This is a genomic window from Paenibacillus sp. FSL H8-0317 (assembly GCF_045040685.1).
Classification (GTDB): Bacteria; Bacillota; Bacilli; order Paenibacillales; family Paenibacillaceae; genus Paenibacillus.
Genome location: NZ_CP150294.1, coordinates 4,475,838 through 4,490,727, shown reverse-complemented (window position 1 = coordinate 4,490,727; position 14,890 = coordinate 4,475,838). Strand labels below are relative to the sequence as shown.

Annotated in this window: 8 protein-coding genes; all 8 read left to right on the top strand. The window is 46.6% G+C overall.

Going from position 1 to position 14,890, the window contains the following annotated elements; translation table 11 throughout:
* The first annotated feature begins 58 nt into the window (after nt 1–58).
* The 8 genes from MHB43_RS19875 (at nt 59) to MHB43_RS19840 (ending at nt 14,870) form a co-directional block, all read left to right on the top strand.
* Complete coding sequence (locus MHB43_RS19875) at nt 59–2,797, top strand: S-layer homology domain-containing protein (protein ID WP_221820396.1); 2,739 nt, start codon at nt 59–61, stop codon at nt 2,795–2,797.
* Nucleotides 2,798–2,960: 163 nt separating this feature from the next.
* Complete coding sequence (gene nth / locus MHB43_RS19870; protein ID WP_036607558.1) at nt 2,961–3,656, top strand: endonuclease III; 696 nt, start codon at nt 2,961–2,963, stop codon at nt 3,654–3,656.
* A 23-nt stretch (nt 3,657–3,679) separates the two neighbouring features.
* Complete coding sequence (locus tag MHB43_RS19865) at nt 3,680–3,952, top strand: hypothetical protein (RefSeq protein WP_017687779.1); 273 nt, start codon at nt 3,680–3,682, stop codon at nt 3,950–3,952.
* A 308-nt stretch (nt 3,953–4,260) separates the two neighbouring features.
* The gene (locus MHB43_RS19860) at nt 4,261–7,947 is read left to right on the top strand and encodes a dynamin family protein (protein ID WP_221820397.1); all 3,687 of its coding nucleotides are present in this window, start codon (nt 4,261–4,263) and stop codon (nt 7,945–7,947) included.
* A gap of 324 nt (nt 7,948–8,271) precedes the next feature.
* Nucleotides 8,272–10,044 (top strand): ABC transporter ATP-binding protein, encoded by a 1,773-nt coding sequence (locus MHB43_RS19855; protein ID WP_221820398.1) that lies wholly within the window; start codon nt 8,272–8,274, stop codon nt 10,042–10,044.
* On the top strand, nt 10,041–11,891 hold the full coding sequence (locus tag MHB43_RS19850; protein WP_221820399.1) for an ABC transporter ATP-binding protein: 1,851 nt from the start codon (nt 10,041–10,043) through the stop codon (nt 11,889–11,891). Before MHB43_RS19855 ends, MHB43_RS19850 begins: the two co-directional genes overlap by 4 nt.
* A 216-nt stretch (nt 11,892–12,107) precedes the next feature.
* Complete coding sequence (locus MHB43_RS19845; RefSeq protein ID WP_405117805.1) at nt 12,108–13,748, top strand: AraC family transcriptional regulator; 1,641 nt, start codon at nt 12,108–12,110, stop codon at nt 13,746–13,748.
* Nucleotides 13,749–13,880: 132 nt separating this feature from the next.
* Nucleotides 13,881–14,870 carry an ABC transporter substrate-binding protein gene (locus MHB43_RS19840; RefSeq protein ID WP_405117804.1) on the top strand — a complete coding sequence of 330 codons (990 nt, stop codon included), beginning with the start codon at nt 13,881–13,883 and terminating at the stop codon, nt 14,868–14,870.
* Nucleotides 14,871–14,890 lie beyond the last annotated feature (20 nt).

Genomic DNA, 14,890 nt, shown 5'->3' with positions numbered 1-14,890 from the left:
TGTTGTACCGTGAATCCACGGAATATGGGTCGTTTTACATGAGAGAGGGGAATCATAGGTGACTTTTAAATATAACAATCCATCACACTCTAAAAAAGTAGTATCAGCCGTGCTTGCAGGCATGATGGCCCTTAGCGCCGGCGGAGCTGCCATGGCAGCAGAATCAACAGAAACGGGGCAGGGTCAGACTGCTGCAATAACAAATACGGCTGCACCAACTGGTTTGTTCAGTGACATCAAGGTCGGATACTGGGCTGAAAAACACGTCTACAAACTGGCATATCAAGGTATTCTTCTCGGTAACAACGGCCTGTTCCGTCCAGGAGATGCGGTAACACAGCAAGAAGCTGTAACGATGGCAATCCGTTTTATGAATCAAGAGGGCCAGTTGAATACCGACACGGCTGCGGCATTACCGACAAACATGGAAGTGGGAAATTATTTCAAGCCATATGTCGCGCTGGCACTTCAACTGGGACTGATTGACAAGACGGAAGAATCAACGGTGGATGTATCCAAGACCTCCTGGGGTCAAAAACCGGCTTCACGGGAATGGATTACCAAATTGTTAATCCGTTCATTGGACAAGGATGCTGAAGCGAAGGCACAAAACAATCAATCTACCGGATTTGCTGATAATGCAAGTATTTCCGAAAGTGGTAAAGGTTATGTTAATCTGGCTGTTAGCCTGGATCTGGCCAAAGGTGTGGAAGGCAACAAATTCAATCCAACCGGTTCCGTAACCCGTGCTCAACTGGCTACCTTCTTCAGTCGTGGTGAATCGTTAACGGATACAGCGTACCCGAACACATCCACGGGTTATGTGACAGGATTGAAAGATGGGCAGATCACGCTGGTTGTGGACGGCAAAGCCGTTAACTTCGCAGTGAACAGCAGTACACCTTACTTTACGAAAGACAGTGAAACTCGTGTTTCCTCCACAGATGTGAAGCTATATACGAAAGTTATGGTTGTAGGTTCTGCAGGTGTGGCTTCCTATGTGGAAGTTGTTGATGCTACACCGCAGGTGGAAAGTGTTGAAGGTACATTTGCACGTTCATTGTCTGGTAATAAAATTGGTATCTTTGTGGGCGAGAATTACGAAACGTACAGTTATGATGAGGCAACTGCATTCATCGATCAGAATGGTAATGCAATCAAACTATCCGATATTACGGCAGATAGCATCATCGAAGTACTGCGTGAGACGTTCTCGACTGACAAAAAAACAGTTGCTATTCGTGTGAAATCCGGCATTGTTAACAAGAGTGACAATGGCGTAGTTGCTGAAGTATCCACTTCTGGCAAAACGATCAAACTTGTCAATGCAGCGGGTGCAACAGAGCAGTTTGCATACAATGACAATCTGCTTATCACATATCAAAACCGTATCATGTCAGTAGCTGATCTTAAAGCCGGCAGTGCCGTGAAATACACTGTAAAGGACAGTGTTCTGCAAACTATCGCATTGTCTCAAGGTGTGGAGCAATCTGTGCGCGGAACATTGGTTGAGATCGGTGGCAACCAGTCCACGTTAACGTTCAAACGTGAAGGGGGTTCCCTTGAGGCGAAACTGCTGACTGAAAAGCCGGAAGTCATTATCAATGGCATTCAGGATGCAACGCTGAATGATCTCATCACGGATGCAACGAACGGGGATCAGGTGGAGTTGACATTGAACTCTGACGACCAGGTAACGCGTATTCAGGTGATTGGACGTCAAATGGAACCTATGAACGGAGTAAAGGTTGTATCTTACAACAGCAAAACAAAGGTACTTACCGTGTTGGACACCAACAAGAAACCGTTTGTATTTACATTGGATGAGAAAACCAAACTGGACTACAATACGACCAAACCTACACTCGCTGGTCTGGAGTCGATTTTAAATGATGGCCGCAAATTGGATCTGACCTATGTGGGAACACGTGCGTTGTCCGTTAAAGTGATTTACAAGTACGAAGGTACGATCAGCAACATTGACACATCGGGCAGAAAAATCAGTTTGTTGTCTGGTAATCAGACGATTACAGTGCCTTATACTACCGCACCTACGGTTGAGATCTATAACAAATCGGGCGCAAGTCTGGGAGATTTGAAGATTGGTGACAAAGTGACTGTAACGCTTGGGGCAAATCAGGATGTAGTGCAGAAGGTTGCACTGAACACTGTGGCTCAATTCGAAGTGGTTGCCTTGGAAGCAAATAGTCGTATTCGCGTAAAATCCGATCTGTTGACAAGTCAGTTCTACGTGGATCAAGCGGTACTGACAGGAGAGAGTGGTCAGACGATCACACCTTCACAACTGACAGCAGGCAACCTGATTAATGTAACGTTTGAAGGAGCTGCGCCAAAAGCGGTTCAAGTCGTGAAGCGTACGCTGGCTGAAGTTACAGCGGTGGATGCTTCATCTGTAACGCTCAAGCAGTTTAACGGCCAGACTGAAACCGTGCCTGTTAGCGGTTCGGTTAAAGTCGTAAAATCTGGCTCCATATTAACTTCATTGACTAGTCTTACGGTCGGAGATCGTGTGGAAATGACAAAAGATACGGATAATTCCACACGTTTCAGAGTACTGACTGTCATGAGCAAACAATTCTGGTCTTATGATGGCGTGGGTAACCAGATTTTGGTTAAACGGGAAACGACAACAGACACCAACTATCGTTTTGCACTCGGATCAAGTGTATTTGTTCACCAGGGTGACAATACTTTAAGCGTGCAATCTCTCAGAGATAATGATAATATTGTATTGTATCTCCTGAACAATGTTATTCTGGAGATTCAAAAACAGTAATCGTTTCTTTTCGAGGATCAAAAGAATGACCGTCTTGATACGGGATCTTTCCCGCATCAAGACGTTTTTTTTGCAAGCTTTTTGAGGTCCCCGCAAAGTACTCGGATGAAGCTTCGAAGTAAGGCTCCGCAGAGTGGAGTCATTTTGTGGGAGGTAGCTCTTCATGAATGCAGCGACGGTTAGACATATACTCGAAACTATGGAAGCAATGTTTCCTGATGCACATTGCGAATTAAATCACAGCAATGCATTTGAATTGACGGTAGCTGTCCTTTTGTCTGCCCAGTGCACCGATGAAACGGTGAACAAGGTAACCGCAGATTTGTTCCAGAAGTACAGAAGCCCAGCAGATTATCTGGCAGTTCCTCTCGAAGAGTTGGAACAGGATATTCGGCGAATCGGTTTGTACCGGAACAAGGCCAAGCATATTCAGAACATGTGCCGAATTTTAATAGAGCAGTATGGCGGTGATGTACCGCAGGAACATGATCAGCTTGTGACGCTACCAGGTGTCGGGCGGAAAACCGCGAATGTAGTTGTTTCCAATGCGTTTGGAGTACCGGCAATTGCGGTAGATACTCATGTTGAACGTGTATCCAAGCGGCTGGCGCTTGCGGGTTGGGATGACTCCGTACTTGAAGTCGAAAAGAAACTAATGAAGCGCGTACCCCGGGACGAGTGGACTTTAACTCACCACCGGTTTATATTTTTTGGACGCTACCATTGCAAGGCACAGAACCCTGCGTGTCATATCTGTCCATTGCTGGACATATGCAGGGAAGGGAAAAAACGTATGAAAACGTCCCAAATCAGGAAAGATAAGGAACGTGTCACCACCCGAAAACGAAAAATAAATTAATGAGTAGAAAAGGATGAATAATCATGAAATGCATTTCCGTGTACACTGACAATTTTGAGGCCTTCTCCGATATCTTTGAACAAATCGTTGAACAGGAAATGGCTGAAAATGAAGAAAAAGAAGTAGAAGGTATCACAGTAAGCCACTCTGGCGACGTGCCTGAACATTATCTGGAGCGTATGTCCGTTAAACCAGAAGTTGTTGTTATGAGAGACAAAGGCAGAGACATTACAATTCTGCAACATGGACAAGTATTTGAAATCTTGCTGCCTTCCATGGAGAACGCAGTTTCATAAGAAGTGATTACACTATTGTTTCTGTTGTATTAATGTCATGAGGATCGTTGTGGTTAAGGTGATCACATCGCATTCATGCAACAGACACTTGGCGTAAGCATTTGCTAAATACCGAGTATAAAACGTATTACAGATAAAACCGACTTGTTCGGTTTTATTTTTTTTAGATTATAGAACTTATACGTCCATTTATGTATATTCAATTCCAACCGTTCAAATTCAAACTTGATAATGTTAAAATAAATGTTGTAAAAGAGATAGACGTCGAAACGGATGTCAAATTAGAGGAGCCAGGGGGAAGGCCAGTCATGTCCAGAACAGATTACCCAAAAGAAATGGCCAAACCTCTGCTTCCGCTGCGTGAAGCGATGGAGCAGACAGGGGACCATACGGCTGTACAGGCTATAACGGATTTAATCAGCAAGGCTGAAATGAAACATCTGACGATTGCGTTCTGTGGTCATTTCTCTGCAGGCAAATCGAGTCTCATCAACAGTTTATGCGGTAAACGGGTCCTGCCTTCAAGTCCCGTGCCAACAAGTGCAAATGTGGTATCCATACGTAATGGTAAGCCAAGAGCGCTTATTTACACTACGCCAAACGTAAGCGCTGACAATGGAGCAGGAACACTTGAAGTTTCTCCAGAGGAATTGGAGGCGTATTGCAAAAATGGTGGAGCTTACAGCTCGATTGAGGTATGGGATGATATTCCTCTGCTGAAAGATGATGCTGTCCTGCTGGATACACCAGGTGTGGATTCAACAGATCGCGGACATAGTCTCGCGACCCATTCCGCGCTTCATCTGGCAGATGTGGTCTTCTATGTCATGGACTATAATCATGTTCAGTCCGAGACAAACCTTTCATTTGCCAAGAGTCTGTCGGATTGGGGCAAACCGTTGTTTTTGATCGTGAATCAGATCGACAAGCATCGGGAGCGTGAGCTTTCCTTTGACCAATATACCGAAGGTGTCGAAGCTATATTTGCGGCCTGGGAAGTCAGATATGACGGACTATTGTTTACTTCCTTACGCGACAAGCAGCATCGCTACAACCAGTGGGATATGCTGCCGGAACTTATTGGACACATGATGCAAGAGAAGGAAGCGTTAATTACGCACAGTTTGGCAAGTTCGGCCAGTCATGTAACGGAGCAACATCTGACGAGAGAAGCGGAGAAACGTGAAGACGAAGAGAATTCCCTGCTGGATGAGATTGGTGGCAAGGAAGGAATTGAACGCTTGGAACGAGAGTTGGAGCTTCTTGATATACAAGCAACAGACATTCGTACTGGGCCTTCGCGAGTGCGTGAGAAATTCCGGGCGGAGCTTGAACCTCTTCTGGCAAATGCAAATCTTACACCTGCGGATATTCGTGCGTCGGCTGCTGCCTATTTGGAGAGCCGCAAACCAGGTTTCAGGGTAGGTTTATTGTTCTCAGGTGGCAAAACCGAGCAGGAGAAACAACGCCGAGCTTCTGAGCTGGTCAGACTGTTACAGGATCAGGCTTCCGGACAAGTTGAGGTACATATTCGTACGATGCTTAGACAGCTGGGTGAGTCCCATCAGCTATGGGGAGCGGAGTGGGAGCAGGCGCTTAATACGGAGCTGCCTGCTGTAGATGAAGCACTATTGGAGATGAAACGCAGTGCCAGTGCAGAGGTATCTCCAGAGTATGTGATTCAGTTCAGTAAAGATGTGCGGGGCGAGATTGAGGCCCGCTATCGCAGATCGGCCATGATGCTGGCCGACCGCATGCTGGAAGCGCTGGCAGCGCAAGGCGAAGCCGCGCTCCAGGCGCTGGACGCCAGCCGCGCAGCGCTGCTGGCGCAATCCGCGGCGGCGGCGCGCTACACGGCGCTCCAGCGCAGCGCCGCCGCAGAGGCAGCAGGGCTGCGCAGCCTGCTGCCTGATGCGGGCCCCCTCCCCTCCGGGCTATTGCCGGAGGTGAAGGGCCCGCACGTGCCCGCGGTGCCTGAACCGGGCGAAGCCCCCGGTCCGCATGCGGGCACGTCAACGTCTGTGGCTGCGCAGCCACAGACGCCAGAGGCACCGCCGCAGCAGCGCGCAGTCGCAGCGGCGGTGCCTGGGCCATCGGCGGCGGCTGGCGCTGAACGCCGGCGACGCCTGGACGCAGCAGCGGCACGCCTTGAAGCCGCTGCTGCGCTGGTAGAGCCGTACCCCGCCATGGGGTCGGCGGTACGGGATCTGCGTGCCCGCGCGGCTTCGCTTGCGGGTGGCACGTTCACTCTGGCGCTGTTCGGAGCATTCAGCGCCGGCAAATCCTCCTTCGCCAACGCGTTGCTGGGCGAAGCTGTACTACCCGTCTCGCCGCATCCAACAACAGCGGCGATTAACCGAATCATGGCTCCTGCCGGGGGCGCGGAGCATGGAACAGCCCGGGTCCGCATGAAGACCCGGGACGCCTTCCAGGAAGACCTCGCTTATTCCTTCCGTTTGCTCGGACTGGGTGAGCCTGGAGCGGAGTGGCAGAAGCGAGTACGTTCCCTCTCGCCACAGGATGTGCATCCGGCGGGGCGCCCGCATTACAGCTTTTTGCAGGCAGCGGCAGCCGGCTGGGAAGAAACAGCGGACCAGTTAGGTCAGGATGTGTTGGTGGATCTGGACGGTTATCGTAACTTTGTCGCAAACGAGAAGAAGTCCTGTTTTGTAGACAGTATCGATCTCTATTACAGTTGCGATGTGACTGAACAAGGCATTGTACTGGTAGACACACCAGGAGCGGACTCCGTGAATGCTCGTCATACGGGTGTAACCTTTAATTATATGAAGAATGCGGATGCACTCATTTTTGTAACGTATTACAACCATGCTTTCTCACAAGGAGATCGTCAGTTCCTGAATCAGTTGGGACGTGTTAAGGATAGTTCTGCCATGGATCAGATGTTCTTTGTTGTGAATGCCAGTGACCTGTCTTCCTCCGAGGAAGAACTGGAGCAGGTTCTCGATCATGTAAGCACCCAACTGCGCAGTAATGGAATTCGGGCACCGCGACTTTTCCCGGTATCCAGCATACTGGCGATGGAAGGCAAGATGGCAGGTGATTCGAAGTTGCTTGAGCAATCTGGTTTTATCCATTTTGAGGAAGAGTTCAACCAATTTGCAGGCAGAGAATTAGCCGATCTTGCTGTAGGTGGAGCTTCGGAAGAGATGGCACGTGTCATTCAGCGGCTGAAGAATCGTGCAGAAGATGCGGCTCAGGGTGAAGAAGTATTGCAGCAGCGGCGGGATGAACTAGGGACTATTCAGGGGCAGTCACGTCAGCGCATACAGCAACTTGCAGCAAGATCGATGAAGGAAGAACTGTCACAGGAAACAGCAGAATTACTCTTCCATGTGCGGCAGCGGCTTGCCTATCGCCTTGGTCTATTCATGGCAGAAGCATTCCATCCATCCGTACTTCGGGAGGATCGAGGCAATCTGAAGATGGCTTTTGCAGCCTGTGGACGTGAACTGTTACGCATGATTGCCATTGAACTGGAGCAGGAACTGCTTGCTACCACTCTCAGACTTGAACAGGCAGGTCAGACCTGGCTGATGAAGCAAGTTACGGAATGTATAGATGAGGTGAGACAGTTATCAGGGGGCGTGGATGTGTCACTGCCACTGAACGAACGCTGGACTACACCTGTGCTTGAAGAAGTACGTCTGGAAGAACCGTCTGGATGGAAAAGCTATTTGAATTATTTCCGCAATCCGAAACAGTTCTTCGAAGGGGATGGACGTCAGCGGTTACAGGAGGCACTTGATCCTGTCCTCAAACAGATGATCATTGAAGTTCTACCTGCTGCGCAAGACAAGCTGATTCAGTTTTACGACAACCAGCTCTGTCAATCATTGCAACACCAATCCCGTCAGTTGGAAGAGCGTCTGGACGAGGCGGTAAGTGGAATTCAAGATACACTGGAGAGCGGTATTCCGGCCGAGCAATGGACCAGCTTGTCTAACCAACTGGAACAGATTGAACGCAGTTAAAATCACGGCATGACGTGTATTCTCTGGAAGTCTTTGTAAAACAAAATGAATGATACAGCAACACATTGAAAATGTTGCGAAAATCAATCCAAAAAGGCCCCTGCCGAAAAGGCATATAGGGAGCCTTTTTTTGCTACGAACAACCTGAAATAAAGAGAATATTCAAACATTTGATTGAAAGGTGGGTATTTACCTTCGTTAATGCGTCAATAAGCTGAAAGCAGGCAGAATATGGTCTGTTATTCGCTTTGCCGCGAATGGGGTACGGTGATAAACTTCATAAATGTTCATAGTATTTTTGAACGACATAAGAGGAGGAGAAACATGGATGTTCTTAGGCAACTGCAAATCTTTTTTTGGGAAAAGCGAACGTATTTATTTGTATCAATCTTGTTCCTCGCCTTAGCGACCGCACTTGGGTTGGTGTATCCGTACATGCTGAGGATACTGATTGATGATATTATTGTTCCGCGAACTTTTGAAGACGTTCCCATCATTGCTTTGACTGTGTTAGGTGTAGTTATTTTGAAAGCGGGAATGCAGTTTTTACACGGTTTTTTTGGAGGACGCTTGGGTAACTTCCTGGCGTACAGACTTCGTAACGCATGTTACGAAAAGCTTCAATTTTTATCCTTCCGTTATTATGATACGGCCAAGACAGGTGATCTGATGTCCCGCCTCACGGGAGATTTGGAAGCCATCCGTAACTTTATCGGATTTGGTTTCGCCCAGATTCTCAACATGGTTTTGATGGTCGTGTTCGGCGCAATCATGATGATGACCATGAGTTGGCAGCTTACGCTGTTCACACTCATATGCATCCCATTACTTGCCTTCGTTGCGCTGAGATTCGAATCCAAAATTCACCCTGCATTTCAGGAGATGCGGCTGGCGCTCAGTTCACTGACGACAGCGGTACAGGAGAATATCACTGGAGTACGTACGGTAAAATCCTTTGCACGTGAGCCTTATGAAGTGGAGAAATTCTCCACACGCAATGAGCGTTACAAGACGAATCAGATTCATGCCGCAACATTGTGGAGTCGCTATTTTCCAATCATGGAGATTCTTGCTTCGGTGAGTATCGTTTTGTTGCTGATAATCGGTGGAAGAATGGTTATACAGAAGACGCTGACACTCGGTGAACTCGTTGCCTTTTTCAGTTTGATCTGGTACATAATCGGTCCAATGTGGAACCTTGGGTTCCATATCAACAACTATACGCAATCCAAAGCTTCAGGTGAACGGGTGCTCGAACTGCTCAATACGCCAGTGGATGTGGAAGAAACGCAAGATCCGGTCATTGTGGAGGCAGATCAGGTCAACGGCCATGTAACGTTTGAATCCGTTACCTTTGCCTACGGCAATAAAATGCCAGCGGTAACCGATATTAATTTTGATGCTGCACCCGGTTCTGTAATCGGTTTCCTCGGGGGAACAGGGTCAGGTAAATCGACCATTATTCAGCTCCTGATGCGTGCCTATAACGTGAACTCGGGAACGATCAAGCTGGATGGCAAAAACATCAAAGATATAGGTATCCGTAGTTTGCGGAGTCAGATCGCTTCTGTTTTCCAGGAAACATTCCTGTTCTCATCCAGCATTCGCAATAACATATCATACGGACTTAAGAACGTCACTATGGATGAAATTATCCGTGCAGCCAAGCTGGCCAAGGCTCATGACTTCATTATGGAGTTCCCGGACGGATATGACACGGTGGTTGGTGAACGCGGTATGGGATTATCGGGTGGACAGAAACAGCGGATTGCGATCGCAAGGGCTTTGCTGAAAAATCCGAAAATTCTGGTACTTGATGATGCAACCAGCGCCGTGGACATGGAGACGGAACATGAGATCCAATCCGGTTTCCAGGAAGTTATGCGCGGCAGAACAACATTTATTATTGCACACCGGATATCTTCACTACGACATGCAGATGAGATTCTGGTGCTCGATGAAGGTCGCGTGGTACAACGTGGCAAACATACCGAACTCATTGAAGTGCCTGGACCATATCAGGATGTTTATAAAATTCAATATGCAGATTATATTGCCCGCGGTAAGCGGGAGGCTGGGGAGCAGGTGAATTCATGAGTGCCGAAACGATAGCAGACAGGCGCGAGGCAAAAGTGGCCTCTGAGAAGAAACTGAATGAACGATTTGTGTATCAGGATGATGAAATTATTGAAAAACCGTTTAACTGGAAAGAGTTCGGACGTTTATTTGCATACATGAAACCTTATGCAAAACAATTGTTACCACTCGTTATTCTAATGATGATTTTGGGTACCATTACGAAATTGTCCGTACCTTTTCTAATCAGTCTGGCGATTGACCGGGCCATCGCACCGGCAACGGGGTTGCCAAGCATGACTATGCTGTATCTTATCGCAGGCTCCATATTTGTGTTATATCTCATTCAGTGGGCTGCCAATACGTACCGGATCAAATTGACAAACATTATCGGACAGCGTGTTATTTATGACCTTCGCTCGGATCTGTTCAAGCATATCCAGAAGCTGTCCTTTAACTTTTTTGACAAAAGACCGGCAGGATCCGTACTGGTACGTGTTACGAATGATATTAACTCCCTTCAGGATCTGTTCACGAACGGTGCAGTTAACGTCATGATCGACTGCGTACAGTTGCTCGGGATCATTGTGATCTTGCTGTTGATTAACTGGAAACTGGGCCTTGCCGTAATCATTACGGTGCCGATCATGTTTATCATCTCGACCAAACTGCGGGTGCTGATCCGCCGTGCCTGGCAGGATGTGCGCATGAAGAACTCTCGTATTAACTCCCACTTGAATGAATCCATTCAGGGGATTCGAGTGACTCAGGCTTATACTCAGGAAAAAGAGAACATGAAGTATTTTGACAACATGAACCTGTCCAGCAAAAAGTCATGGGATAGAGCATCAGCGATGAACCAGGGCTTCGGACCGCTGATTGAGATTACCGGCGGTTTTGGTACATTGATACTCTTCTGGTTTGGTGCCTATCTGATTCAACAGGATCAGTTGACCGTGGGATTACTTGTCGCTTTTGCCAACTATGTCGGCAACTTCTGGGACCCGATCAACCGTCTGGGACAAATGTACAATCAGTTGTTGGTTGCAATGGCGTCATCAGAGCGTATCTTCGAATTCATGGATGAAAAGCCAAGTATTGCGGATAAACCAGGTGCCAAGCCACTTCCTTCTATTAAAGGAGATATCGCATTCGAAAATGTGGTGTTCGAATACGAGAAGGGCAGACAGGCGCTGAAAGGGATCAGCTTCTCGGCGGCTGCGGGACAATCGATTGCACTGGTTGGTCATACGGGCTCAGGTAAAAGTACGATCATCAATCTGATCAGTCGTTTCTATGATATATCCGGCGGACGTCTCACCATTGACGGACAGGATGTGCGGGATGTAACGGTAGAGAGTTTACGGAGCCAGATCAGCATTGTATTACAGGATACTTTCATCTTCTCGGGTACGATTCGTGACAATATTCGATTTGGACGACTGGATGCAACGAATGAAGAGGTGGAGGACGCAGCCAAAGCAGTCAATGCACATGAGTTCATCATGAAGCTGCCTGGCGGATATGATACCGAAGTAGAGGAACGCGGGAACGTATTATCCATGGGACAACGACAACTGTTATCCTTTGCCCGTGCGCTGCTTGCTGATCCACGCATACTGATTCTGGATGAAGCTACAGCGAGTATTGATACAGAGACAGAGCTTAAAATCCAGGAAGCGTTGAAGGTGCTGTTGCAGGGAAGAACGTCCTTTATGGTTGCTCACCGTCTCTCAACCATCCGGAATGCAGATAACATTATCGTCCTGGATCATGGTGAAATTAAAGAAGAGGGCAACCATGAGCAGCTTATCCAAAAACAAGGCGTCTATAATGGATTAATAGAAGCTCAATACAGATTTTTGTGATGAAAATGAAAACTTCGGATGCTTGTGAAGCGTCTGAACATCTATGAACTTATAACACTCTGGTGTTCTATAGCCTGTTCTTTCAATAATAAGTGCATCTTATTCATTGAAGACAGGTTAGAGGATAGCCGGAGTGTTTTTTTTAAACGTTAGTGTGGTATGTTATATTTTTGAAGAATGAAATCAATACTATCGTTCATGGCTGGAGGGAGATCAATGCAGATGGACAACAACGAAATAAATTCAAAGCATTTGGATCACCTGGATCATATGAATTTTAGGCTCCTTCACGTGAATTATACGAGTGCCCCTGCGACGGAGTGGCTTTTGAGGAAACACTTCATTGAAACATACATGTTATTATTTGTAGCCAGTGGGCAAGGGTGGTTAAAGATAGATGGCAGTTTCATTGAATTAAAGGCGGGCGGACTGTACGTAGGTTTCCCGGGGCAACTGGTTGAGGCAAATGTGCATTCGTTGGATGAACGAGGTGTGTATCACATGAGTTTTGATGTCATGTACACATTGGAGCAGGATGGTGGGACAGCCCTTGAAATGATGAAGCAACTTTTACGTAATGAAGTGAATGGGGAGGTCAGCTCATCTTCACCCGTTGCTGTTGGTGTGATCTGTCAGATGATTTACCACCACACGTTGAAGAAGGATGGTTTGCAAAGGTACTATGGTCAGATTCGTTTTCAGGAACTGTTGTATACCATGTTTTACGACGTGGCCTTTACCGAAAAGACGGACCTGGCTTCACCAATTGAACATGTCAAAGGCTACATGGAGCAGAATTATTCGAAGAGATTAACCATTGAGGAATTAGCAAATGTGGCACGAATGAGCCCTCGACATTTCATGCGTTTATTCAAGAAAAGGTATGGTTACAGTCCAGTGGACTATTTAACGCTATACCGAATTAAACAAGCCCAGATCTTGATGAGAAATGATCACAGTTATCGACTCAAGGATGTGGCATCGTACGTGGGTTATCAGGATGAGACGTATTTCCGGCGTAAATTCAAGCAGATCTCTGGCATTCCACCAGCAGCGTTTATACGTAATAGCAAACAAAAAATTGCTGCAGTTCATTCTTGGAGCATTGGTATACTGCTTGCATTGCAGATTATTCCATGTGCCGCGCGAGCAAGTCATCCATGGACATCCTATTATAGACGTAAATATGAAACGGACAAAGTTATGCCACTCGCAGAGAGTGAGACCATCTGTCTGGAACAGCTGCGATTAGTTAAACCTGATTATATTATTACGATTGGGACGGAATCTAAGGCTCTGCAAAGTCAACTTCAATCCATTGCTCCGGTGTGTGACCTCCCGTGGGAACAAGGAGATTGGAGAGAACATTTGAGATATGTTGCAAGCTTTTTGGACAGGTCGGATATTGCAGAAGTGTGGCTTCAAAGATATGAAGAGAAGGCAAAAATCATTAAGAATCAGCTTACAGATTTCATACGAAAAGACAGGCTGGTTGTACTCAAAGTTCATGGTGAAGCGTTGCAGATGTTAGGCCCAAGGAGCATTGCTTCCGTTTTTTACGTTGATATGCAAATGGAGGGTCCCGAAGGAGTTGAGACTTATTGGGAACGTGGCACAGTAACCATTAAGGAGTTATCCGTTCTCAACGTGGAAAGAATATTACTGATTGTGGGTGATGATGAGACATCCAGGCAGACATGGTCTGCTGTACGTAAGTCTGAAGAATGGTTTGCGTTGTTAGCGGTACAGAATGGCAGAATGGATATGCTTTTGTCGAGCGTCCTGCTGGACTACACTGCATTTACCCATGAGCTTATGTTGGATGAAATATTAAAGTTATGGCAAGATCGTCCATAGCAAAAAGTCTGAATAGTCAATATCATACCTGAACATATTTTAATATACTTACTCCTATATCGTAATGATAATGATAATTATTATTAATTAGACGTTGTCATAACTAAATGCCATATAGGGGGTACATAAAGAATGAGATTCAGATGGTTAACGGCACTATGCACCATGATGTTGGTGCTCATTATTTCGGCTTGCGGTGCAGCAGGCAACGAAGCATCCTCGAGCGAGGGACAAGAAGCGGGTACCGCCAATTCTTCAACAACAGAAGCCAGTCAGGTGAAAAAAGTGAACACGGAAATGGGAGAAGTTGAAATTCCGGTGAACCCACAAAAAATAGTTGGTTTGTCCGTTGTATATCCAGAATTTTTATATTCACTTGGCATCGTACCCATTGCTGTACAGAACTACCATGAGGATTTTCCTTCTTACTTGCAAGAGCCATTCGCAAACACGATGAAAATGGGAATAGGAAGAACGCCTAACTTTGAAGCCCTGATGGAGGCAGCTCCGGATTTGATTATCGCTCCTGACTGGTGGTCCAAAAAGGACTATGATCAGCTTACTCTGATAGCACCTACCGTACTTTTGCCACAGCGTGATGATTGGCGCGATGAACTGCGGGATATGGCCAAAATTTTGGACAAAGAAGAACAGGCAGAAAAGGTGATTCAGGATTTGGTGGATAAGGAGAAGGTAGCTGCTGCCAAATTGGATAAGCTGATTGGTGAGGAGACTGTTCTCTACATTAGAGTGATGGAAAAAGAAATCGTACTTCATGGTGAGAACCTTGACCGAGGAAACTTTGTCCACAAACGATTGGGAATGAATCCACTTCCTAATTTCCCGAAAGATCAAACTGCCATGTCCGTATCCTTGGAAGTACTGCCTGAATACAACGCAGATCATCTGATCGTTCAGCTGGATGATGAGACTAATCCGGAAATTAAAAAGAAATTTGAAGATATGTTATCTTCATCATTATGGAAAAATCTGAAAGCAGTCAAGCAGGACCACGTCTATATGGTGGGTGGCAAGGAATGGTTCAATCTGGGAATGTCTCCACTTGCCGATGAATATGTCATTGATGATATTGTTGCTGCTTTTGAAGCAAAAAACAAATAAAGCAAACGGGTAAAGTGACA

What these genes read in the sequence shown, in the direction of transcription:
- MHB43_RS19860 (WP_221820397.1), top strand. Translation starts at nt 4,261, where the DNA reads ATGTCCAGAACAGATTACCCAAAAGAAATGGCCAAACCTCTGCTTCCG.
- MHB43_RS19855 (WP_221820398.1), top strand. Translation starts at nt 8,272, where the DNA reads ATGGATGTTCTTAGGCAACTGCAAATCTTTTTTTGGGAAAAGCGAACG.
- MHB43_RS19850 (WP_221820399.1), top strand. Translation starts at nt 10,041, where the DNA reads ATGAGTGCCGAAACGATAGCAGACAGGCGCGAGGCAAAAGTGGCCTCT.
- MHB43_RS19865 (WP_017687779.1), top strand. Translation starts at nt 3,680, where the DNA reads ATGAAATGCATTTCCGTGTACACTGACAATTTTGAGGCCTTCTCCGAT.
- MHB43_RS19840 (WP_405117804.1), top strand. Translation starts at nt 13,881, where the DNA reads ATGAGATTCAGATGGTTAACGGCACTATGCACCATGATGTTGGTGCTC.
- MHB43_RS19845 (WP_405117805.1), top strand. Translation starts at nt 12,108, where the DNA reads ATGCAGATGGACAACAACGAAATAAATTCAAAGCATTTGGATCACCTG.
- nth (WP_036607558.1), top strand. Translation starts at nt 2,961, where the DNA reads ATGAATGCAGCGACGGTTAGACATATACTCGAAACTATGGAAGCAATG.